General features: G+C 67.8%; 17 protein-coding genes and 1 pseudogene. 6 read left to right on the top strand and 12 right to left on the bottom strand.

Features of this window, described 5'->3' with window-relative positions:
* Positions 1 to 71 precede the first annotated feature (71 nt).
* The 9 genes from ULB03_RS22005 to ULB03_RS21965 form a co-directional block, all read right to left on the bottom strand.
* Entirely contained in the window at positions 72 to 2,216 is a 2,145-nt protein-coding gene (locus ULB03_RS22005) for a putative bifunctional diguanylate cyclase/phosphodiesterase (RefSeq protein WP_322485207.1), read from the bottom strand.
* Between the two features lie 225 nt (positions 2,217 to 2,441).
* Entirely contained in the window at positions 2,442 to 2,840 is a 399-nt protein-coding gene (locus tag ULB03_RS22000) for a response regulator (RefSeq protein WP_322485206.1), read from the bottom strand.
* A gap of 155 nt (positions 2,841 to 2,995) precedes the next feature.
* Positions 2,996 to 3,298, bottom strand: a complete 303-nt coding sequence (locus tag ULB03_RS21995) for an Hpt domain-containing protein (RefSeq protein WP_322485205.1) — start codon at positions 3,296 to 3,298, stop codon at positions 2,996 to 2,998.
* Positions 3,253 to 5,406 carry a response regulator gene (locus ULB03_RS21990; protein ID WP_322485204.1) on the bottom strand — a complete coding sequence of 718 codons (2,154 nt, stop codon included), beginning with the start codon at positions 5,404 to 5,406 and terminating at the stop codon, positions 3,253 to 3,255. The genes ULB03_RS21995 and ULB03_RS21990 overlap by 46 nt, the downstream gene beginning before the upstream one ends.
* A gap of 329 nt (positions 5,407 to 5,735) precedes the next feature.
* Positions 5,736 to 5,978, bottom strand: a complete 243-nt coding sequence (locus ULB03_RS21985) for a hypothetical protein (RefSeq protein WP_322485203.1) — start codon at positions 5,976 to 5,978, stop codon at positions 5,736 to 5,738.
* A 191-nt stretch (positions 5,979 to 6,169) separates the two neighbouring features.
* Positions 6,170 to 7,468, bottom strand: coding sequence for a pentapeptide repeat-containing protein (locus ULB03_RS21980; protein ID WP_322485202.1), 1,299 nt, complete (start codon positions 7,466 to 7,468; stop codon positions 6,170 to 6,172).
* A 160-nt stretch (positions 7,469 to 7,628) separates the two neighbouring features.
* A complete protein-coding gene (locus ULB03_RS21975; RefSeq protein ID WP_416211177.1) occupies positions 7,629 to 8,717 on the bottom strand; it encodes an ATP-binding protein in 1,089 nt (362 codons plus the stop codon).
* 572 nt (positions 8,718 to 9,289) lie between these two features.
* Positions 9,290 to 9,877, bottom strand: a complete 588-nt coding sequence (locus ULB03_RS21970) for a hypothetical protein (protein ID WP_322485201.1) — start codon at positions 9,875 to 9,877, stop codon at positions 9,290 to 9,292.
* Between the two features lie 200 nt (positions 9,878 to 10,077).
* Positions 10,078 to 12,924: a M16 family metallopeptidase gene (locus tag ULB03_RS21965; RefSeq protein ID WP_322485200.1), complete on the bottom strand. Its 2,847-nt coding sequence runs from the start codon at positions 12,922 to 12,924 to the stop codon at positions 10,078 to 10,080.
* Between the two features lie 341 nt (positions 12,925 to 13,265).
* Between ULB03_RS21965 and ULB03_RS21960 the strand changes: the two genes are divergently transcribed.
* The 5 genes and pseudogenes from ULB03_RS21960 to ULB03_RS21940 form a co-directional block, all read left to right on the top strand.
* Entirely contained in the window at positions 13,266 to 13,916 is a 651-nt protein-coding gene (locus tag ULB03_RS21960; RefSeq protein ID WP_322485199.1) for a paraquat-inducible protein A, read from the top strand.
* Positions 13,913 to 14,677, top strand: coding sequence for a paraquat-inducible protein A (locus tag ULB03_RS21955; RefSeq protein WP_322485198.1), 765 nt, complete (start codon positions 13,913 to 13,915; stop codon positions 14,675 to 14,677). The genes ULB03_RS21960 and ULB03_RS21955 overlap by 4 nt, the downstream gene beginning before the upstream one ends.
* Positions 14,655 to 16,364, top strand: coding sequence for a PqiB family protein (locus ULB03_RS21950; protein WP_322485197.1), 1,710 nt, complete (start codon positions 14,655 to 14,657; stop codon positions 16,362 to 16,364). The genes ULB03_RS21955 and ULB03_RS21950 overlap by 23 nt, the downstream gene beginning before the upstream one ends.
* Positions 16,361 to 17,014: a PqiC family protein gene (locus ULB03_RS21945; protein ID WP_322485196.1), complete on the top strand. Its 654-nt coding sequence runs from the start codon at positions 16,361 to 16,363 to the stop codon at positions 17,012 to 17,014. The genes ULB03_RS21950 and ULB03_RS21945 overlap by 4 nt, the downstream gene beginning before the upstream one ends.
* Positions 17,015 to 17,258: 244 nt before the next feature.
* Positions 17,259 to 18,920, top strand: a pseudogene (locus ULB03_RS21940) (methyl-accepting chemotaxis protein); the annotation flags it as partial.
* A gap of 60 nt (positions 18,921 to 18,980) precedes the next feature.
* Here the strand turns inward: ULB03_RS21940 and ULB03_RS21935 are convergent.
* A complete protein-coding gene (locus tag ULB03_RS21935) occupies positions 18,981 to 19,547 on the bottom strand; it encodes a DUF3833 domain-containing protein (RefSeq protein WP_322485194.1) in 567 nt (188 codons plus the stop codon).
* A 1,146-nt stretch (positions 19,548 to 20,693) separates the two neighbouring features.
* Here ULB03_RS21935 and ULB03_RS27525 point away from each other — a divergent pair.
* Entirely contained in the window at positions 20,694 to 20,843 is a 150-nt protein-coding gene (locus ULB03_RS27525; protein ID WP_416211167.1) for a hypothetical protein, read from the top strand.
* 59 nt (positions 20,844 to 20,902) lie between these two features.
* Here ULB03_RS27525 and ULB03_RS21925 read toward each other — a convergent pair whose 3' ends face one another.
* Together ULB03_RS21925 and ULB03_RS21920 are read right to left on the bottom strand one after the other, a co-directional pair.
* Positions 20,903 to 22,000, bottom strand: a complete 1,098-nt coding sequence (locus ULB03_RS21925) for a hypothetical protein (protein ID WP_322485192.1) — start codon at positions 21,998 to 22,000, stop codon at positions 20,903 to 20,905.
* Positions 21,997 to 23,445: a CmcI family methyltransferase gene (locus ULB03_RS21920; protein ID WP_322485191.1), complete on the bottom strand. Its 1,449-nt coding sequence runs from the start codon at positions 23,443 to 23,445 to the stop codon at positions 21,997 to 21,999. Before ULB03_RS21920 ends, ULB03_RS21925 begins: the two co-directional genes overlap by 4 nt.
* Positions 23,446 to 23,465 lie beyond the last annotated feature (20 nt).

The raw sequence follows: 23,465 nt of genomic DNA, 5'->3' as shown, positions 1-23,465 counted from the left end.
TCCCCTCACGTGCCCTTTTCATTGATTTGGCATCCAGATGTCATTCTGACGCCGAAGTGCTGGGAAGCCGCTCATGCGCTGCGCCCTTCGCGCTCGTCCTCGCGCGCCATCAGCAGCGGGTGCAGGAAGCGGGCCTCTAGCTGGCGGGCGGGCATGGGTTCGGCGATGAAGAAGCCCTGGACGACGGGGCAGCCCTCGGCCACCAGCCAGGCCAGTTGCTCCTCCCGCTCCACCCCTTCGGCCACCACCTCCAGGCCCAGTCGCGCGCCCAGGGTCAGGATCATGGCGGCGATGGCGCTGTCGCGCGGCAGGTCCTGCACGAAGGCCCGGTCGATCTTCAGGGTGTCGATGGGCATCTGGCGCAGGTAGGACAGCGAGGAGAAGCCGGTGCCGAAATCGTCCACGGCGATGCGCACGCCCAGCCGCTTCAGGCGCCACAGCACCTCCAGCGAGCGGGCGCTGTCCACCATGACGCTTTCCGTCACCTCGATCTCGATGCGGTCGGCGGGCACGCCGCTGCGCGCCAGGCAGTCGCGCACGCGCTCGACGAAGCCGGGGGCGATGATCTGCCGGGCGGAGACGTTCACGGCGATGTGGAAGTCGGGCAGCAGCTTGGTCCAGTGCGTGGCCTCGCGCACCGCCTGTTCCAGCACCCAGCTGCCCAGTTCCATGATCAGGCCCGAATCCTCGGCCACGGTCATGAAGGCGCCGGGCTGCACCAACTGGCCGTCATGCTTCCATCGGACCAGCGCCTCCGCCCCCACCAGGGACTGGTCGGCGGCCCGCACCTTGGGCTGGAAGTACAGTTCAAAGGAGCCGATGCTGAGAGCCTGGCGCAAGTTCGCCTCGGTGGTCAGGCGGTTTTCCGCCCGCTCGCTCATATCGCGGGAGAAGAAGCGGTACTGCCCGCGTCCCGCCGCCTTGGCGGCGTAGAGTGCCGTATCGGCCTGGCGCAGGAGCGTGCTGGCCGTTTCCATCTCACCCGCCGCCGCCCCCTCGCCCACCATCGCCACGCCGATGGAGGCACCGGCATGCAGTAGATGCCCACCCTCGACCGCCAGCGGCGGCTCCAGCGCCTTCAGCAGGCGCTCCGCCAGGACGGCGGCGTCGACCGCCTCGTGCACGTTCTCCGTCACCACCAGGAATTCATCGCCCCCCAGCCGGCCCAGCATGTCGCCCTGGCCCAGGCAGTCGCACAAGCGCGCGGCGACGGCCTGCAGCAGCCGGTCGCCGACATCGTGGCCCAGGCTGTCGTTGACATGCTTGAATCGGTCGAGGTCGAGGAAAAACAGGGCGATGCCGCCGCGCCCCCGCACCGGCTGCCCTGGCTTTCCCACCAGATCCGATCGCTCCGGGTGGTACAGCCGCTGTTCCCGCCGCCGTAACGCCTCATCCAGGCGCCGCTGCAACAGCAGACGGTTGGGCAGGCCGGTCAGGACATCGTGGGTGGCCAATTGCTCCATATCCGAGCGGTTGCGGTCCAGCAGGCGCAGCACTTCATTGAAGCGCCGGACAAGGTAGCCCAGCTCGTTGTCGGTCTGGCGGGGGAAATCGGGCAGGCGGGCGGCCCCGGGCCGGGAGGGGTCGATGCTGGCGACGGCCAGGCCCACGGCGCGCAACGGCCGCGTCAGGAAGGTGTGCAGCAGCAGGGCCAGCACCACGCCCAGCGCCAGGTCGCGCACCAGCCCGCCCAATACCGTGGTGCGGATGAAGGCGGCATAGTCGGCCGCCGCCCGGCTGGTGTCCAACTCAAGTTCCAGTCGCCCGATGATGGGACCGCCGCGGGAACTACCCGCCGGACGGTAGAGCAGGCGCTGAGTCTCCGCCAAGTCCTGGAAGATGGGGGCGAAATGGGCCCCGGACAGCCAGCCCCGCCACGACAGCTCACCCCCATCCACGGGCGGCAGGTCCCGCGCCCCTTCGGCCAACACCCGGTTGGGCATTTCCACCAGCCGCACCGACCGCACGCCGTCGACGGCCAGGACGGACCGGACCAGCCCTGACGCCAGGTCCGGGTCCAGATTCCAGACCGCGGCGCTGGCGGTGTTTTCCACCAAGTCCAGCACGACGCGGCCGGCATTGGCGAATTTGGCCCGCTCCCGTTCCGCCTGGCCGATGCCTTGGATCAAGGACAGCACCGCGCCGATCACGACGGCGGACAGCAGGGCCAAGGCCGATTGCCGTACCGCCAGGGACTGCCAAAAAGCGACGGTCATCTGATGGCGCCGCATCACCGCCTGGCGCCGGGCGCGCCGCAGCAACCACGCGCACACCCAACGCGGCAAGGGAACACCCAGCAAACGATGTATAGGGGCCGTGGACGGGGAATAGGTCACGGCCGGCCCGCCACCGGCCCCGTGGCCGGCATACGCCCTATCGCCTGTCCTCCGCGCGCCACCCTCGCCATGCTCCGTCCCCGCTGCCTCCAAATGCCGGCCATCCTAACGCCGTGGCGCCATCACCACCTGAAGCTTTTCCCGCAGGCTGACCAGGGTGACGGGCTTGGCGATGAAGGCGTCCACGCCCAAGTCCCGGGCCTTCAATACTGTTTCCTTGTCCGCGCGATTGGTCAGGAAAACCACGGGAATATGATGTCCTTGCGTTTCGCGCGACCGAAGATGCTGCAGGAAGGTCAGTCCATCCACCGGCGCCATGTCGATGTCGGCGATGATGACGTCCGGCCGCCGCTCCAGGGCGACGCTCAACCCTGAAGAACCGTCCTCCGCCTCCATCACCGCGCCGAAATCCAACTGCCGCAGAATCCGGACGATGACGCCACGGATAAAGCTTTGGTCCTCAATCACCAGGGCACTACGGAAATTGAAGGAAATCACACCCATTGCCATCCCCAAACGGCCGCCGGCTTCAAATCCAAACAATCTTATTTTAACGTGAAGTGAATAGCCGCCCCGACATCCACCGGCCCAACATCCGCCGGAACCACAGGGTCCGGAATACTTTGTCAGTATAGACAGAAATTTGGGAAGTCGTCTTGTTATAAAGAGGCGATGGTTGACGCAACCTGCTCCAACGCGAATGGGAGAGCCTTTGCCGCCTGCCGGGCATCCTCCGGATTCCCTTGCAGCAGGGACTCTTCCACTCGATCAGCCGCCTGGGCCAGGACATCGGCCCCCGCCGTCTTGGCCACGCCGGCCAAGGCATGCGCCTGGTGCCGGGCATGGCCAAGGTCATCCCCGGCGAATGCCGCGGCGACACCCGCGACCAGGGGGCCGGCCGCGTCCAGGAAATCGTTCAGGAAGGTGCGCGCCTCGTCATCCAGCGCGCTGAACAACTCCAACGTGCGCGCCAGATTAAGAACCGGCGTCGCCGCGACGCCGTTGGTCGATATCCCGGATCGGAGGCCCGATCGGGACCCGGATTGCGGCGATGGGGCAGCCCCGGCCGAAGCCCCGTCCGACAGGGGGGCAGCCATTGCGTCAGGCAACGGTCCAGCCGGTCCAGTTCCAGGGGCTTCGCCAGGAACCCGTCCATACCCGCCGCCAGGCAGCGCTGGGATTCACCGGCCATGGCGTTCGCGGTCAAGGCGATGATGGGGGTCCGCAGGCCCGTGCCCGTCTCAGCCTCGCGGATGGCGGCGGTCAGCTCGAAGCCATCCATTTCCGGCATGTTGCAATCGGTCAGGACCAGGCCGAAACGGCCCGAGCGCCACGCCGCCAGGGCCTGGCGCCCGTCTTCCGTGATCTCCGCCGCGATACCCAACAGGCTCAGTTGCCGGCGGATGACCATTTGGTTGACGGGCTGGTCCTCCGCCACCAGGACCAGCCGGCCTTGGGCGATCGCCACCTCGACCGGGGGCGGTTCGCCCCGCCCCTGACGCCGGGAGGCGGTGGCGGAACGCGCCGCCATCTCCTGCCCCGCGGCGGAGGCGATGGCGCGAATGAGGGGCACCCGTCGCACCGGCCGGCCGATCTGCACCGTGCCGGAGGGCAGGCCGGCCGGCCGGACAGAGTCCGCGGCCGCCACCAGCACCGCCGGCCGGCCGTCGGGCAAATCCGGCCATACGTCGCCGGGGCGGGGAATGACCACCGCCACCGTCCACGCCTGCCCCGGCTCCGTCACGCGGCCCCCGGCGGCCTCGATATAGCAGGCGACGGTGTCGCGCAGCGCCGGGGTTTCGGCCACGACCAGCACGTCGATCCCCGACAACGAGGGCAAGGCCGGCTGCGGCGCCGCGGCGGGCTGCTCCTGCGCGATGGCCAAGTCGATCTCGAACCAGAAGGTCGAGCCCTGCCCCGGCGCGCTTTCCAAACCGATGCGCCCCTGCATGAGGTCGATGAGGCGCCGACTGATGGACAGGCCCAGACCGGTGCCGCCGAAACGGCGGCTGGTGGAACTTTCGGCCTGGGTGAAGGGCTGGAACAGCTGCTTCTGCACGTCTTCGGCAATGCCGATGCCGGTGTCCTGCACCGCCACCTTCACCCGGCAGCGGCCGGGCTCCGCCCCCGGCAAGCAGCGCATCGACAGGGTGACGCCCCCCTTCTCCGTAAACTTGATGGCGTTGCCGGTCAGGTTGTACAGCACCTGGCGCAGGCGCAGGGGGTCGCCCATCAGCAGGTCGGGAATGGCGGGGTCGATGTGAACGTGCAGGTCCAGCGCGCGCTTGCGCGCCTGGGCCGCCAGCATGTCCGCCACCCCCTCCACCAACGGGCCCAGCGCCACCGGATGGCATTCGATGTCCATGCGTCCGGCCTCGATCTTCGAGAAATCGAGGATGTCGTCGATGATGCGCAACAGCGTGCCGGCCGCATCCCGGGCGGTGAACAGCATCTCCATCTGTTCATCGTCCAGCCCGGTGTGGGACATGAGTTCCAGCATGCCCAGCACCGCGTTCATGGGCGTGCGGATTTCATGGCTCATGGTCGCCAGGAAGCTGGACTTCAGCCGGCTGGCGCTTTGCGCCTCGCGCGCCGTGCGGATGTTGTCGTAGGACCGCAGCGCCGTGATGATGGTGATGAACAGTTTTTCCGAGGTGAGCTCGGTCTTCGCCTTGTAGTCGTTGATGTCGTAATTGACGATGACGTCGCGCACCGGCGCCTGGCCGGGCTGGCCCGTGCGCAACACGATGCGCACATCGTGGTTGTCGAATTCCTCGCGGATGCGCCGCGCCAGCACCAAGCCGGCGTCGTCCGTCTCCATGACGATGTCCAGCAGGGCGACGGCGATGTCGTCGCGCTTGGTCAGGACACCGGCGGCTTCCACTGCGGACCGGGCGGTCAGCAACTCCAGCGGCCGCCCCTTGTAGGTCAGGCGGCTGAGCACCAGCCGGGTCATGATGTGCACCTCCTCATCGTCGTCGACGACAAGGATGGGCCATGGCGGCAGCTCCCGCGCCGGAGTCGCGGGGGCATCCTCAACCAGGAACAGGGAATCGAGGTCGGACGTCATGGCCGACCGTTTTCACGGCGGCGGGCAGTGACGACCTGCTGTCGTTTGGAACCGCTGGTCACAGCCATGGATAGACGCGTCGGCACCTTTATGCCGCTTGATGATAGGGCCCCACATCGATCCGCGAGACGCCGACGCATGTCGGCATCCGGCAGGCCGGACGAACAGCAAGGACGCAGAACGCCGCCCGCGTCCTACCCCTGTGCTCCGGGCACTGTACATGAGCGGCACGCGCCAATCCAGCCACGCACAACCCCGGGATCGATACGGGTGTGTAACGTCCGAAGGCCGAATCGGCGCCCGCAAGGAATCGAGAGTAAAGCCGTAAGTTAACGGCTGGCGGCGGGACGCCCGCGCCCACGCGGCTTGGCAGCGGCCTTGGCGGTGCGGCGTCCGCGCTTCACCGGCTCCGGCGGCGGGGGCGGCGGCGGCGCGATGCAGGCTTCAAGCCCCTGGTACGCCAGCACAATCACCGAGGGCAAGGCCTCGACGCTGACAGGGTTGGACCGGGCGTAGGACGTTGCGATCTTGACCGCCAGTTCCCGCAATTCCGGCCTTAGTCGATCGTTCATCTACCGCTCCCACCCGCTTCTCATGGACACTTGGTAGAAAGGACCGTAATCAAAGACGCTTAATTTAGCGCCCTTTCATTCGGTCTATGCGGTTCGGATGAGTATTGCGGACCGTGTGTACTGACCAGAGTGCGAATCGGCAGGACTGGTGTAGACACCATGCGGAATCGGCCGGATGGGATCGGGGCGGGTCAACCCGCCCGGGCGGACGCGGAGGGCGACGGCCGATCCAGGCCCACCGCCCCTTGCAGGTGGGCATCGGCGAAGCGGACGCCCGTCGTGTCGGCTGACGCGAGGTCGGCACCGCGCAGGCTGGCGCCGGTGAAATTCGCATACTGTACTTGGGCACGCCAAAGGCTGGCCCCGGCAAGGTCGGCGCCAGACAGGTCGGCGGGCCAGGAGCGGCCGCTGGGAAGGCTGTCGGCGTTCAGGATATCGGCCGGATCCAATCGCGCGTCGGCCAGGTCCGCCGCCACAAGCCGCGCATGCACCAGTGCCGTGCCGCGTAACACGGCACCGCGCAGGCTGGCCTCCGTCAGGTCGGCCCCTGAGAGGTCCGCCAGTGTCAGATCGGCACCCGCCAGAAGGGCCCCGCGCAGCCGGGCGCCCCGCAGCATCGCACCGGAGAGGCGCGCGCCCCGCAGATCGGCGCCCTCCAGGTTGGCGCCCTCCAACTCCGCCCGGGCGCCGCGGGCACCGCCACTGTCGACCCAGCGCTCGTGCTCATGCACCCGGTGGCGCATGTCCAGGGCCAACGAATCGAGTGGCCGTGAAAAGCGGGCCTCATCCAACAGCGCGCCGCTCAGATCGCACCGGTCCAGCTCCACCCCCATGAGGTCTGCGTGGGCGAACTGAGTACCCTGCAGACGCGCGCCGGCCAGCAGGGCGCCGCTCAGGCGGCTTCCGCTCAGGCTGGCGTCACTGAGATCGGCGCCCGCCAAGTCCACGTCCCGCAGCTGGGAGCCCGTGAAGTCGGCCCCCCGCAAATCCGCCCCCCGCAGCAGGGCACCCGTGAGGTCGCAATCCAGCATCGACACCCCCGCCAAACGGACCCCGACCAGAAGGGCGCGGCCCAGCCGCGCGTGCCGGAAGACGACGCCTTGCCCGGTCAACGCCCCCTGCCCCGTGCCGGCGGGTGGCAGGGCGATCAACATATCGCTGGGGCGAAGGTCGGCCCCGCGCAAATCCGTCCGGTCCAGCACGGCGCCCCGCAGATCACAGCCGCGCAGGTCGGCCGACACCAGGCAGGTCTGGGTCAGGTTGGCATCGAACAAGCCCGCGCCGCAAAGATCGGCGCCTTCCAGCCGGCAATTGTCCAAAGCGGCACCGGTTAGATCGGCCCCGGTCAATAGGGCGCGGGACAGGTCACGGTTTGACAGGTTGACGCCACGCAGGACGTGCATCACCAGATTGGCGCGTCGGCCGCCCGGCTTTGCCGCCAGCCAGCGTTCATGATCGTCCAAAATCTGGGCCAGCTGGGCGCCGAACATGCAACCATCCGCTCGCGGCCTGGTCCAAGGACAAGGCGGAACGGGGCCCGGCCCCATCCCTGAAAGGCGGGCCGCGCCGCCGGTGGCGAGTATGGGTGCGCTGGGGTTAATGGAAGCTGAAAGCCGGCCTGGAAAATCCGCCTAGACCAAAAGGCCGGGGTCACCGCAGGGCGTCCAGCGCCTCCAACAGCTGCTCCATCCGATAGGGCTTGGGCAGCAGGCGCATGCCCTCCAGCGGCGGCAGGTTTTCGGCATATCCGGTGGTCAGCAGGACGGCCAAGTCGGGCCGCAGCACCAGGGCGACCTTCGCCAGATCCACCCCGTTCATGCCACCCGGCATGACGATGTCGGAAAACAGGATGTCGATGGTGTCGCCGTTCTGCAGCAGGGCCAAGGCCTGATCGGCGCGGGACGCCTGGAGCACGGCGAAGCCCCGCTCCGTCAGGCCGGCGGCCACCGTGGCGGCAACGGTGGCGTCATCCTCCACCACCAGCACGGTGCGTGTTTCCACCCGGTCGGCGGGGCGCGCCTCGACCGCGGGCGCGGGTCGGCGGGGGGCGTCGGCGGCGCGGGGCAGGAACAGGGTGACGGTGGTGCCCACGCCGGGCACGCTGTCCAGATGGACGGTGCCACCCGACTGGCGGGCGAAGCCATACACCTGGGACAGACCCAGGCCGGACCCCTTCCCCACCTCCTTGGTGGTGAAGAAGGGTTCGAAGACATGGGGAAGGACGGCGGGGTCGATGCCCGATCCCGTATCGGTGACGGCCAAGCGCACGAACTGGCCCTTCAACCCCTCCTCCGTATGGTTGGGCGCCAGGGTCACGTTCTCGGCGACGAAACGCAGGACGCCGCCGTTGGGCATGGCATCGCGCGCGTTCACGGCGACGTTCAGCAGCGCCAGTTCCAACTGGGCGGGGTCGGCCATGGCCGGCCACAGGTTTTGCGGCAGGACCATTTCCAGCACGATGTCGGCCCTGAGCGCGTGCATCAGCAACTGGCGCATGGTGCGCACCAGGTCGGCCACGTCCACCGGCTCAGGCCGCAGGGCCTGACGGCGCGCGAAAGCCATGAGCTGGCGCGTCAATCCGGCCCCGCGATCGATGGCCTGCATGCCGGCGCGGATCAGGTCGCGGCTGCGGTCGTCCGCCGCCCGGCGCATCAGCATGTCCAGGCAGCCGGACACGGCCTGCAAGAGGTTGTTGAAGTCATGGGCGATGCCGCCGGTCAACCGGCCCACGGCCTCCATGCGGTGGGCCTGGAAAAGCGCGGTGTTGGCGCTTTCCGCCTCGGCCACCGCCGCGCGCACCTTCTCCTCCTGCTCGGCGCTGGAGCGGGCCAGGCGCTGGCCGGCATCGGCCAGCACCTTGGCCACGGCATCGGCCTCGGCCAGACCCAAGGTCTCGGTGGAAACCGGCGCGCCCCGGCCCAGGCTGGCGGCCCGCGCCGCCAACTGTTCCACCGGGTAGGTGATGCCCCGGGCCAGGCGCAGGGCCAGGCCCATGGCCACCGCGAACAAGGCCACGGCCCCCGCCATGGCCACCAGCAAGCCGCGCCAAGCCTCCCGCGCCAGCTCATCGCGGGGGGCGGCCACCGACACGACCAGATCCTGGCTGGGCGTCCGGCGGAAGGAGATGACGATGGGCACGCCCTCCAGCGAAAGGCCGGGCATGCGGCCGGACGCCATCTTGTTGAACGCCTCGATGAATTCCGGCCGCGCCTTCTGCCCGACATAGCGATCCGGATCACGGGTTCGCGCGATGATGCCGCCGGACCGGTCGACGACCGCACCGATCCAGCCCGCGCGCAGTTGCTGGTCCGTCAGCAGTTGGGTGAATTCCGTCGACGGCATGACCAGCGACAGGACATAGGCGGGGGCGCCGTCCCGGTACACCGGCTCATGCAAGGCGATGGCCTGCTGGTTGGTGAGGGTGCTGTTGAACAGGGTGCCGACCCGGCTATGGCCGCTGTCCAGGGCCGCCTTGAGGTTGGGGCCCAATTGCCCCCCGAAAGCGGCGCCCCCGGCGGCAAGGCGGTGTTCATCAGCACATGCCCGTCGATGGCCGAGGCCAGCCGGAACCAATAGCCCTTGGGCAGGTCGATGGCCCTGGCCTGAGCCTCCACGGCGGCGATGTCGCCCGCGGCCATGGCGGGGGACGCGACCAGGGCCCGCAGATAGGCTTGGCTCTGCCCCAACTGCTGGTCCACGGCCAGGGCCAGCATATGGGCGGTTTCGTCCAGATGACGCTCCGCCACCCGGCGCTCGCGGGTGTAGGCGCCGCCCAGCAGCAGCGCGCCCCCCAACAGCGGCGGCAGCAACAAGGCCACGGCCGCCAGCAGCAGCCGGCCCCGCACCCCCAGAGAGGTGGCGGTGGCGCCAGGCTTTCCGGCGGGGTGGGGCCGCGACACGACCCGTGGCGGCCTGGCCGCCGCCGTCCCCCCTGCTCCCGTCACATCCTGACAATCGGCCACGTCATGCCCCCTCGCCAGGGGGGCGAACCTTCCGGCCCACCATCCCCAGCATTCCAAGGGGCGTCAAGCTAACGCGCCCGTGCGTGCCTGGCTAGAGGAGGTAATCGCCCGCCGCCCGACACCCCTTTCGATAGACCTCAGTTCGTCGCCTTGGCGAAATCCCCCGCCCGGAAATAGGAGAGCTTGGCGGGGTCGATGCGGGCGCGCAGGGCCTGTGAGATTTGCGCCGGCGTCACCGCCGCCACCTTGGCCTCCATCTCGGCCGACCATGCCATGGTGCGGCCCAGGTAGAGGTTGCCCGCCAACAGGCTGGCCAGGCGCGCATCCTCGGTGCGGCCCATGCGGAACTGATCCAGGAAACCGCTTTTGGCCTCCGCCAGTTCCTGCTCGGTCACACCGTCATTGACCAGCCGGGCCAGTTCCTCGCCGAAGGCCGTCTTGACCTTGGCCACGTTCTGGGGGGCCGCGATGGCCTGCAGGGTCAGGCGGCCGACTTTGTCGATGGCCCCGGCCGACAGGGCGGAACCGGCGCCATAGGACAGGCCTTCCTTCTGGCGGACGCGGTCCCCCAGGCGGGAATGCAAGGTGCTGCCGCCCAGGATGCGGTTGGCCATCAGCAGGGCGGGATAGTCGGCATCATCCTCGTTCAGGGCCAGGGGCAGGCCCGCCAGCAGGATGCCATTGGCCTTGTCCGGGGTTTGGATCACCTGGTCCAGGCCGGCCACCTGGGCTGGCGTGTCGGGAATGCGGGTGAAGGGCTGCGGCGCCACGAAACCGCCCAGCGCCGACTGCACCAGTTGCGGCATCGCGGCGGCGTCGAAGTCGCCGACGACCGCCACCTGGGCCGCGCGGGCGCCATAGAAGGCATGGTGGAAGGCCTTCACCTCGTCCAGTTTCAGCGCCTTGATCTTGGCGATCCAGTCGTCAATCGTGTCGATATGGCCCGGATGGTCCGGTTGCGTCGTGTCGAAGGCGCGGCTGAAGGCGTTGCTGGCCAGGGACTGCGGATCAGTGCGGGAGGATTCCAGGTCGGCGATGGTGGCGGCGCGCCACTGTTCGAACTCATCCGCCGGGAAGGACGGCTCACGCAGCACCTCACCCACCAAGGCCAGCACGTCGGCGATATGGGCCCGGTCGGTCCGCACGGCCACGGTGGTCTGCTGGGTGCCGGAAGAAATGGCCAAGTTGGCCTTCAGCTTGTCCAGCAGGTCGGCGATCTGTTGTCGGTCATGCTTGGCCGTGCCCTTCAGCAGCATGTTGGCCACGGCCTCGGACGCGGCGTCCTTGCCGGTCAGGCTGGCGTCATCACCGAAGCGCAGGCGGATGACCAGGTTGACCGCCTGTCCCCGGGCCGGCTTGACCAGCAAGGCCAACTTGCCGCCATCCGGCAGATCCAGGCGCTGGGTATGGGCGTCGATGTTGGCGGGGCTGGTGTCGAACACCGCGTCCGCCACCGCCGCTGCCCGCCCCTTGTACCCGTCGACCAGCGTGGCCACGGCCGGGGCGGCGGGGATGTCCACCCGCTCCGGCGTCGCCGTGGGAATGAAGTGGCCGACGGTGCGGTTGGCCTGGCGGAAGTAGGTTTCCGCCACGCGCTGCACATCGGCGACGGTCACGGCCGCGATGCGGTCACGCCCGACGAACAGCAGGCGCCAATCGCCCTGGGCGATGGGATCCGTCAGGCTGAGCGCCACGCCGTTGGGATTGTCCATCAACTGGTCGTAGTTCTTCAGCATGCGGGTCTTGGCGCGGTCCACCTCCTCCTCGGTGATGGGATGGTCGTGGACGCCTTCCACGACCTCGGTCATGATCGACAGCACCTTGGCGGCGTCGCCGCCCTTCGGCACCTCCGCCAGCGTCAGCGCCAGCCCAGGATCCACGTGCTTCTCGGCAGAAGCCGAAACACCCGTGGCCAGCTTCTGCTCCACCAGCGCCTTGTGCAGGCGCCCGGACGGGGTGTTGCCCAGCACGAAGGCCAGGACGGACAGGGCGGCGCTGTCGGGGTGGGTGGCCGCCGGTATGTGATAGGCTAACCCCTCATAGCCTGTGTCCCCCACGCGCCGCAGGGTAACGGACCGCTCACCGTCCTGCGCCGGTTCCACCGTGTATTCGCGCGGCAGCGCCTCGGCCGGGTTCTTCAGCGGACCGAAGGCCACCTGCACGCTGGCCAGGGCCTTGGCGGGGTCGAACTTGCCGGCGATGACCAGGGTCGCGTTATCCGGCCGGTAATAGCGGTGGTAGAAGGCCTGCAGGTGGCCGATGTCCACATTCTCCACATCGGACCGGGCGCCGATGGTGGAGTGGCCGTAGTGGTGCCAGAGATAGGCGGTGGAGTGCATGCGCTCCATCAGGATGCCGACGGGGTTGTTCTCCCGCATCTCCATCTCATTGCGCACCACGGTCATCTCGCTGTCGAGATCCTTGCGGGCGATGAAGGAATTGACCATGCGGTCCGCCTCGAGAGCCAAGGCCCAGTCCAGGTAGTCCTGACGAGCGTCGAAGGTCTCGTAATAATTCGTACGGTCCTCCGCCGTGGTGGCGTTGTTTTGGAAGCCCCGCTTCTGCGTTTCCTGCGGAATGGACTGGTGGCTGGGCGTCCCCTTGAACATCAGATGTTCCAGCAGATGCGCCATCCCCGTCTCACCGTAGCTTTCCATGCGCGAGCCGACGCGATAGACGACATTGACGGTGACGGTGGACTTGGCCTCGCTGGGGAACAGCACCACGCGCAGGCCGTTCGCCAGGCGGTATTCGGTGATGCCCTCGACGCTGGCGACCTGTACCGGGGCGGGAATCTTGACTGGTGGGGTGTCCTTGAGCGTTGTGGCCTTGACTGTCTTGGCCGGGGCCGTCTTGGCCGGGACCGCCGCCCCGGACTGTTCGGCAGCAAAGGCCGCCGCTGGAAGAAGGCCAGGCGCCATCAACGCGGACAGGGCGCAGCCGGTGGCAAGCGCCGCGGCCAGTAAGGTCTTACCAGAAGTCAACGTCGTCCCTTTCTTTCACACACCATACCGTCGCGCCCTACCGTGCAGGAGGGGAAGCCCCGCCGCAGTGTGCACGAGGCGGCATCGTCTGGGCAGGGAATTAAATGGCGCACCCCAAGCCCACCCCAACCACGCCCCGGATGACGTTGGCCACGGGAGAAGCGGCCTAATCGTTGCAGGACCGCTAGGTCGACCGGCTTCCCCCAATCACCGACAGCCTTCCCCGATGGTGCTATTCAGGAAGCTGGGCTATCGTAATGGCCTGATCCTGCCCACCATGGCGGGTAACGCGGCCCCGGCCATGTACCGAGGCCGGACCATCACGACGAACTGGCATCCCTTTGACCGAAACCCTGGTCGCCTGCCCCGAATGCGACGCCCTGCACGAACGGCGCCCCTTGCCGCCCGGCACCAAGGCCCGGTGCGTGCGCTGCCAGGCCGTGCTGTACCGCCGCTCCTACCTGGAGGCGGAGCACCAACTGGCCCTGGTGACGGCGGCCATCGTGGTCTATCTGATCGCCAATTGCTTCCCCATCGTGGACCTGGAAATCCAGGGGCGCAGCAACAGCGCCACGCTGATCGGCAGCGTGCTGTCCCTGTGGCAGGAAGGGCGGGAGATCGTGGCCGTGCTGGTCTTCGCCACTACCCAATTGTTTCCCCTGGTGGACCTGGGGGCGCTGTTCGCCTTGCTGCTGCTGATCCGCCGGGGTCGTCCGACGGCGGCCTTCGCCCCCACCCTGCGCTTTCTTCAGGCCCTGCGCCCCTGGGGCATGATCGAGGTGTTCATGCTGGGCATCGTCGTGTCGCTGGTGAAGCTGTCCAACATGTCGACGGTGGTGCCCGGCATCGCGCTATGGGCCTTCGGCCTGCTGACCATCCTTTTTGCCGTCATCCTGTCCCTGGACCTGCGCAGCTTATGGCATGCGGGCCAGGGGGTGATCGTCAGGCCCGACGCCCCGCCCGCCCCCGGCCGCCGGACCGCGCACCCATGAGGGGCAAGCGACACGGCCGGCGCCCGGCGCCAGAGCCCGCCGTGACCACGGCGGCGCAGGCCGGCCTGGTTTCCTGTCCCCATTGCCACCTGGTCTGCCGCGAGCCCATCTTCCATGGCGGGCCCCACGGCAGGCCCCGTGACGGACGGACTGCGGGCCATCTGCGATGTCCCCGTTGCGCCGGACGCCTGCACCAGCGCAAGACGGACAGCCTGTCGCGCACCTGGGCGCTGCTGATCGCCGCCGCCATCCTCTACATTCCCGCCAATGTGTTCCCGGTGATGCAGACATCGACACTGCTGGGCACCCAGAACGACACCATCCTGTCGGGCATCCTCTATTTTTGGACCAGCGGCTCGCCCGAGCTGGCCACCTTGATCTTCACCGTCAGCATCCTGGTGCCGCTGTTGAAACTGGCGACACTCAGCACGCTGGCCGTTTCCATCCACCGGGGCGCCCGAAGCCGCGCCGACCAGCGCGCCCGCCTTTACCGCATCGTCGAGTTCGTGGGCCGCTGGTCCATGCTGGACGTGTTCGTCGTCGCCTTGATGGTGGGCCTGGTCCATTTCCAGGGCCTGGCCGTCATCCAGGCCGGGCCGGGGGCGGCCGCCTTCGGCGGCGTGGTGGTGTTGACCATGCTGGCCGCCCACAGCTTCGACCCCCGCATGATCTGGGATCGCGCCCGCCGTGCGTCCGCGACCCGTCAAGAATCAAACCGCCCAGCCTCCGGAATCCGCCATGGCCGACACCCCGCCCCGTAACGACAGGCCCGATGCCCCGGCCACCCCTGGGGCAGCCACTGGGCCTACGCCCGGGACAACCCCCGACAGGGCCATCCACGACCGGGACCTGCCGGAACCCGTGGTGGACGCGGGCCGCCGCTGGATTCCATCCCTGGTCTGGCTGATCCCGGCCATCGCCGCCCTCATCGGCCTGACCCTGGTCGTCAAGACGGTGTGGATGAAGGGTCCGAGCATCACCATCAGCTTCCTGACCGCCGACGGCATCGAGCCGGGCAAGACCAAGGTCAAGTTCAAGGATGTGGACATTGGCGAGGTCAAGTCCGTCACCCTCAGCGATGACCATGCCCGTGTCATGGTGACGGTGGAGCTGAGCAAGGAGGCGGGGAACTTCGCGGTGGACGACAGCCGCTTCTGGGTGGTGCGCCCCCGCTTCGCCGAAACCGGCGTCTCGGGCCTGAACACCCTGTTGTCAGGTTCCTACATTGGCGTAGACGCCGGAAAATCCACCAATCCGCGCAAGGAGTTCACTGGGCTGGAGGATCCGCCGGTGGTCGCCTCCGACGTGCCGGGCCAGCGCTATGTCCTGCACACCGACGACATCGGGTCCCTGGCCGCCGGCTCACCGGTTTATTACAAGCGCATCCCCGTGGGACATGTCGAGCGCTACACCCTGGACGAGGATGGCCGCAACATCACGCTGCACGTCTTCGTCAAGTCGCCTTACGACCATTTCGTCACCAAGGACAGCAAGTTCTGGCACGCCAGCGGCGTGGACGTGCGCATCGACGGCGGGGGCCTGAAGATCGACACCCAGGCGCTGGCCACCATTCTGATGGGCGGCATCGCCTTTGAGGATCCGGCCGGCACGTCCCTGACCCCCGCCCCAGCCGGGGACCACTTCTGGCTGGCCGCAAACCACGCCGATGCCTTGAAGGCGCCGGACGGCCCCAGCGTGCCCGTGGTGCTGCATTTCAACCAGACCATCCGTGGCCTGACCGTGGGGGCGCCGGTGGACTTCCGTGGCGTGGAACTTGGCAACGTCACCGCCACCGGCATCGACTATGACCCGAAAACGCACGATTTCACGGGTCGCGTCATGGTCACCATCTTCCCCGACAGGCTGGCCTCTTTCGAGAAGACGCTGCCGTGGAACGGCGACCGGCATCTCCGCACCGCCCGCATGCGCGACCTGGTGGAGCGGGGCCTGCGCGCCCAATTGCGCACCGGCAGTATCCTGACAGGGCAGTTGTATGTGGCGCTGGACTTCATGCCCAAGGCGCCGCCCGTGGCGTTCAACCCGGACGCCGACCCATTGGAACTGCCGACCGTGCCGGGCGACCTGGAAGAACTGTACCAGAAGGTGCAGGAGATCGTGGCCAAGCTGGACAAGATCCCCTTCGACGCCATCGGCGAGAACGCCCGCAAGGCGCTCGCCAGCGTGGACAGCGCCACGCGGCATATCGACGATCTGGTCCGGCATGCCGACCACGACGTGCTGCCGGAAATCCACGACAGCCTGCAACAGATGCAGCAGACGCTGGCCGCCACCCAGGCCAGCGTCGCCCCCGACGCCCCGCTGCAACAAGATACCCGCCAAGCCCTGAAGGGCGTGATGGATGCCACCCGCTCGCTGAAAGCGCTGAGCGACAGCCTGGAACGCCACCCGGAATCCCTGGTGCGCGGCCGGAAGGACAAGGACGAATGACCGCGATACCGTTCCCCCGCCCCCTCCCCTTCCTGGCCGCCGCGGCCGGCCTGGCCCTGCTGCTGACCGGCTGCGGCGGCTCCACGCCCATCCGCTATCACGCGCTGGCGCCGCAACCCGGCGAAGCGCCGGTGTCCGGCAGCGCCAACGTGCTGGTGGAGGTTCTGCCCGTGTCGGTGCCGGAGCGGCTGAACCGCACGCAACTGGTGCTGACCGACGCCGGCGGCCGGCTGGACGTGCGCGATGACGACCGCTGGGCCGCCCCGGTGGCGGATGAGATGCGGTTGGCGCTGGCCAACGCCCTGTGGCAGCGCCTGCGCGCCACCGACATCTATCAGGCCCCCGTGATACCCGCCCCCAACGGTCCGCCGCAGTATCGCCTGGCACTGCGTATCGAGCGGTTCGACGCCACACCGGGGGGCAGCGCCGTGGTGGACGGCAGTTGGACCATGCGGCGCCTGCCGCAGGGCGCGGCCTTCACCTGTCGGATGGGTTTCACCCTGCCGCTGGCCGCCACCACCCCCGATGCCGCCGCGGTCGCCCTGTCCAGCGGCGCGGCCAAGCTGGCGTCCGCGGTGGCCGAGAGCCTGGCCCGGCTGGACCAGGCACCGCCAGGAACCTCATCCGCGCCGTGCCCGGACGGGATGTGACCCAAAGGATGGGGAACGGGCCGGCAACCTAACCGCCAGCATAGGCTTCGTGGTTCACCAATAGTTAATAGACTGGGCGGAGTATTTGGCGTGTTGGCGCCTTATCTCCGCCTTTATCTTCACAAGGCCGGTGGCCGTTTTGGTTGCCGCCAGGATAGAGGCTATGGCGCCCCGTCTTCGGAACCGACGGCAGAGCGGTTCCAACCTGGGTGAGGAGCCTTGAACCATGAAGAACTTGTCCATTCGCGCCAAGGTGATCCTGGCATTCAGCGCGGTGCTGTGCATCACGCTGGTCTTGGGCCTGGTCGCCCTGCTGCAGGCGGGCCGCATGAACGCCTCGGCGATGGACATCCGCGACGACTGGCTGCCCTCCACCCGCGCGGTGGGACAGTTGGTGCAGGCGACGGAGCGCTTCCGGTCGCTGGAGGGCTCCTACCTGCTGGTCAAGGAACCGGCCATGCGGGATGAGGTGGAAAAGCGCTTCGCCGCCACCCTGTCCGACTATGACAAGGCCTGGACCGCATACCAGCCGCTGATCGGCGCCGGTGAGGAACGCGCGGCGGCCCATGATATCCAACGCATCTGGAAGTCCTATCTGGACATGCACCAGAAGCTGCTGGCCACCGCCCACGACGGCAAGATGGATGAGGCCGTCGCCTTCTTCCGCGGCGACATGATCGACAATTTCACCAAGCTGCGCCAAGCGCTGAAGACGGACGCCGAGGTCAACATGAAGGGCGCCGACCAGGCGGCCAAGACCAACCGGGACAGTTATGAAACCGCGAAGGCCGCGGTCTTCGGCGCCCTGGTCCTGGCGCTGGCCTTGGGCGGTGCCGCCGGCTACGCCTTGATCCGCCTGGTGTCCAAGCCCCTGAACGACATGACCGGCGCCATGGGTCGACTGGCCGACCATGACCTGATGGTTGATATCCCCGGCGCCGACCGCCAGGACGAGATCGGCCGCATGGCCGCCGCCGTCGCCGTCTTCCGCGACAGCATGATCCGGGCCGACGAATTGGCGGAGGAGGCCCGGCAGGAACAGCTGCGGCGTGAGGCGCGTGTGCGCCTGCGCGAACAGCACATCGAGGAATTCGACAAGGTTTCCACAGAGCTGGTCAACTTCGTCGCCCACGCGGCGGAGGAATTGGGCCAGACGGCCAGCCGCCTGACCCAGATCGTTGACGGCAACCGCCGCCAGGTCCAGGCCGTGGCCTCGGGCGCCGAAGAAGCCGCCTCCAACGTCCAGACCGTGGCCGCCGCGACGGAGGAGCTGACCGCCTCCATCGGGGAGATCAGCCGCCAGGCCATGCAGTCGGCCACGGTGGCGGACCAGGCCGTGCGGCAGGCGGAGCAGACCGACGCCACCGTCAATGGCCTGGCCGAGGGCGCCCAGCGCATCGAGGCGGTGATCGGCCTGATCCGGGAGATCGCCAGCCAGACCAACCTGCTGGCGCTGAACGCCACCATCGAGGCCGCGCGGGCGGGTGAGGCCGGCAAGGGCTTCGCCGTCGTCGCCACCGAAGTGAAGGCGCTGGCTAACCAGACATCCAAGGCGACCGAGGACATCGGCGCCCAGGTGGCGGCCATCCAACAGGAGACGACGGACGCCGTCAGCGCCATCCGCCAAATCCAGTCCACCATCCGCGACATCGGTGCCGGAACCTCCGTCATCGCGGCGGCGGTGGAGGAACAGGGGGCGGCCACGCGGGAGATCACCCGCAACGTGACCGAGGCGTCCAAGGGCACGGTGATGGTGTCCAACAACATCGGCGCCGTGGCCGAGGCTTCGGAGGAGACCGCCGCCGCCTCCGTCCAGGTGCTGGGCGCCTCGCAGAGCCTGGCGAAGGAGTCCGCCCGCCTGCAGGAGGCGGTGGCCGACTTCTTCTCCAAGCTGCGGGCCGCCTGATCTCGTCCGCCAACGGCCGGGAGGCGCGCGGTGGAAACGCCGCCGCCCCCGGCCATTGCTTTACTGCTGGGATGGGGCCATTGCGGCACCGTCGCCCGGTGGCGCCTTCTGGAAGAAGATGCTGACCGATCCGATTTCAACGCCCCATTTGGTGACATGGGCGCGGTTCAACATGACGCCGCCGGGCTGCAGGAACATCCAGTCGTCGAAGGCGACGCGCATCGTGCCGTCGCCGACCTTCAAGTCCAGGCGGTAGGCCCAGTTGAAGGCGTTGCCCGATGCCACGCCCCGGGCCACCCCCACGACATCGCCGGCCGTCCCCTCATAGCGGTCCGGCGCCACCTGCCGCACGGTCCAGGTCCGCTCCTCCCGTTCGCCGTCGTTATATAGAAAGCGTTCGTGCAGGATCAGGGCGCCATCCTGTCGGGTGCCCTCGATATCGACGGTGAATTGCCGCCGCACCTTGCCGAAGCGGTCCTCGAACAGCCCCCAGGCCTTGGTGTGCCCGGTGAAATAATCCTCCAGGACCAAGGGAGGCGTCCCGCCCGCGAAATCCTTGGGCGCCATGCCGGCGCAACTGCTGAGCAGGGGCGCGCACAGCAGCGCGGCGCAAATCCGTCTCCACATCTCAAAACCCTTTCCAGGCGTGCCCCAGGGCCCACTGTCCCCGGCACTGGTCGATACGGTGACGGACGCGCTGCGGATCATGACCGGACCGGGCGATGGGCGCCAAAGCGGCCCTTTTCCGACGCCGGGACGATCCAGATGATGGCGGCCTCGCTGTAAGTCCTTTGGGGGGATCATGAACCGCGTCCACCGCCGCTCAGCCAGCCTGGGCGTGGCCCTGCTGCTCGGCGTCCTGGCATTCGCCCAGGCCATCCCGGCGGATGCCCAGGCCGGGCCCACGGACTACCACCCGTCATTCAAGCCCGACCAGTTGAAGGGGCCGCCGGCGGGCAAGGCCAATGAGGTGCTGGTCCTGGGGACACCGCATCTGTCGGGGCTCAAGGGCGAACTGAGGCCAGACATGCTGGAACCCCTGCTGGCCCGCCTGGCAGCCTGGCATCCAGACGCCATCGCGACCGAGGACATGTCCGGCCTGCAGTGCGACAGCCTGCGCCGCTATCCCACCCGCTACGCCTCGACCATCGCCGACTACTGCCCGGACCCCGGCCCCGCCGGGCAGGCCACGGGATTGGACGTGCCCGCCGCCAACGCGGAGGTGGAACGGCTGCTGGCGGCCTGGCCGGCGGCCCCCACCGCCGCCGACCGGCGGCACCTGGCCGCCCTCTTCCTGGCGGCGGGGGAGCGGGGCTCCGCCCTGGTGCAATGGCTGCGCCTGCCGGCGGAAGAGCGGCACGACGGCGACGGGCTGACGCCCGACCTGGTGGCGGCGCTGGACCGCGCCAAGGGTCGCCGTAACGAAACCAACCTTATCTCGGCCGTGCTGGCCGCGCGCCTGGGCCTGGAGCGGTTGTGGAGCGTGGACGACCACAGCGCTGATTTTCCCGATCCGCCGGACGCCAACGCCTATGCCGCCGCCATCACGCACGCGTGGGATAATCCCGTCGCCAAGGCCCGCCGGGCGGCGGATGAACGGCTGGAGGCCGGCGTCGCCCAGCCCGGCGGCCTGATGACCCTGTACCGCGCCTACAACGCGCCGCAGGCGGCACTACAAGCCTATCAAGCCGACTTCGGTGCCGCCCTGCGCGAACCCTCCCCCAGGGATACGGCCGGAATTACGTCGGGTATTGGGAAACGCGGAACCTGCGCATGGTCGCGAACATCCGCGACGTCCTGGGCCAGCACCCCGGCAGCCGCCTGCTCGCCATCGTCGGCGCCTCGCACAAGGGATATTACGAGGCCTACCTGAACCAGATGCACGACGTGCGCCTGGCCGATACCGGCGCGGTATTGCGCTGACGGCCGGGTATCAGGCTGCCTGGGAACGCGCTTTCCATGAAGGCCGAGGCCCGGCGAGATCAGGAAGGGGGACCAACGGTAACCCGGCATAGGGCGGTTTGGACGCCGATTTCACTCAACCACATGACCCCGGCTTGTTCGACGTCGACCTCCAGCAGATATTCCCCTTCCTTGCTGGGCGCGCGAACGAGCAGGACCAAATCCACGGAGCCCCCGCGCCGCAGATAACACTCAAAAGATTGGCGGCCGTCCAACCATTGCAGGACTTCTCCGTCGGCGTGGCGCCAATGGTTGCCAACCGCAAGCCCACTCTGCCGGCTGGGCACCCAGATGACATCCGATGTATTGCGCAAGGTGATGGGCACTTCGCACACGCCGCCGGGGGGCATGGTCATCACGGACGGCGCCGTGACCTCCGCCCGCAGGGACCAATCCGGGAAAGAACCCGGGAATGTTCCCAACGCTTCATCCATGCGTCGCCGCAAGATATCGCTCAACAGGTCGAGGACCCGGCCGTTGAATAACTTGCCGTGTTCAGACGGAAGGGTATCGACCGTGGCATGGGGCATGTTGGCGCGCAACAGGGCATCGGCGTCGTGCAACCGGTGGAACGGATTGGTGCAGTCATACCGCCCGACGATGATGGCCGCCCGCCCGGGATAAGGCGTGAAGAGAAAGGGATTGAGGCCGAACAGCAATGAAACGGCATGGCCGGACACCATCAGGATCTGGGCCATCTTCTGGGCCAGCAAGGCGCCCTGGCAATTGCCGCCCAGGAAAAGCGGGCCGGACAGGCCCAGGGAGTGGACTTCCGCCGCGTAGACCACCGCCATATGGGTATGGGCCTCGGCGCTGGTCCCCACCACCAAATGCCCCGACCGCATGCCGTACAGGGGTTGATCCGACCCCAGGGCTCTGGCCAAGGCGGCGAATTCCTCGTAGCCCTGGAAACACCACACGAGAGGCGGGCGGGAGCCGGCGATGTTGACGCCATAAATCAACCCGTTCTCGCTGATCCGCTCGCCCCGCCACCACGGCTGGGTGACGGAGACAAGGGTCTTACGGAGTTGATCAAGCAAGGCGACATCGATCAGCGCCGGTGACCGAAGCGCGGCACCCCCCATTTCGCGTTGGTCCGGTTTATTGTGCTCGATCATCGCCGCCGCAACCAACCATTGATATTGAAGGTGGCGTTATAGCCAAAACGGTCGCACAGCGCCTCGTCAATCTCATAGTCCGGGCCCCGCCGGGCCAGGAAGGCGTCGATCGCGCGGGACGGCGGCGACAAGGTGCCGGAACCCGGCTGAATGTCACCGTCACTGCGAAAGGCCCCATCCTCGACAATCACATAGTCCCCTGCCGCCAGAAGCGGATCGAAATAGTCGAGCACGGCGGCGCAGGTTTCCTCGTCATGGGCGGAATCCTCAATGACCAGCAGCGGGTGCCCCAGGCTTCGTATCTCCTCCGCCGGCAGCACGTCGGCCAGATTCCGGGCATCGCCCACGCGCGCGTCGATCCCCGGATGGTCGCTGGGGGGGCGCGGCAAGAGGTCAACGCTGATGACCCGGACCTCAAGGCCCAGGGCGGCCATGGTGTCGGCCAACCACAAGGTCCGGCCACCTTCCAGGCTGCCAATCTCGATCACGGCCGCCGGTCTGAGCTGCCCGATCAAAGCCAGATAATTGGCCATGTCCAGCGGGTTCAGGAGCATCGCCCTGCCTTTGTAGCGATACCCCAGGCTGCCTTTCAGCAAAGCGAACAGCACGTCATCCGGCAGGGCGCTGGAGAAGCTTCGTGCCGTCGTTCCCTGCCTCTGTCCCGAACCGACGGGCGCCAGTTGCGGCCGGCTGGCGCGGACCCGTTCCAATTCCGCCATCTTGCAGAGGCTGCGCAGCGGGCGGCTGAGTTCGAGTGAGTCGAGCACCGCCTCAAGCGCATCCGATGTTTCGAGCCGGGCCCGGGGTACGATCACCGCCAGACCGAAAAGCATGGGCAGCCAGACGACCCTGAACTCCTCGCCACGGTTCGCCAGAAAATCGTCGATGGCCGTCTTCACGCCGTTACGCGGGCCGCCTTCGTACTCGGCATGGCACAAGGTCGGGTTATAGCCCCCCGGCGACAATCCGCGTTCATGCGGCAGGACGCCCCCGATGCGGGCTGCTTGGCGATATTCCAGGGGGATACGGTCGGGACAGTAATAAAGATCCCGCCGTCCGTATGGCCATTCCACATCGTGGCATATCGCGATGGGCGCGCCGGCGTCCACCGGTCCGCCGTCGCCGTAAATCGCCACCAGTTCATGATAGACGGTGTACCAATTGTGATCGCCGTCGATCAGCACCGCGTCGGCGGGCAGCAAATCCCGAATGACCTCCAGGCTGGGACGGCGGTGGAGGCGGACGGCGTCGGGGAAGCGGTCCCGCAGACGTTCCATGTCGAAGTCGGGTTCGGGATCGATGATCTCCAGCCGCACACCGGCCGGCTGAGCCCAAGAAGCCAGTTGGCGGGAGTTACGGCCGTCGCCCGCGCCGATTTCGATGACGCGCCGGGCACCCATCGCTTGAAGGAGAGGTTTGACGACGCTGGGCCAGAATTGAAACACGGGTGCTTCTCCAACGAAAA

It is taken from the genome of Nitrospirillum goiasense (assembly GCF_034427435.1).
GTDB lineage: Bacteria > Pseudomonadota > Alphaproteobacteria > Azospirillales > Azospirillaceae > Nitrospirillum.
The sequence above is the reverse complement of the archived record's forward strand: the minus strand, read 5'-3'. Positions and strand labels throughout refer to the sequence as shown.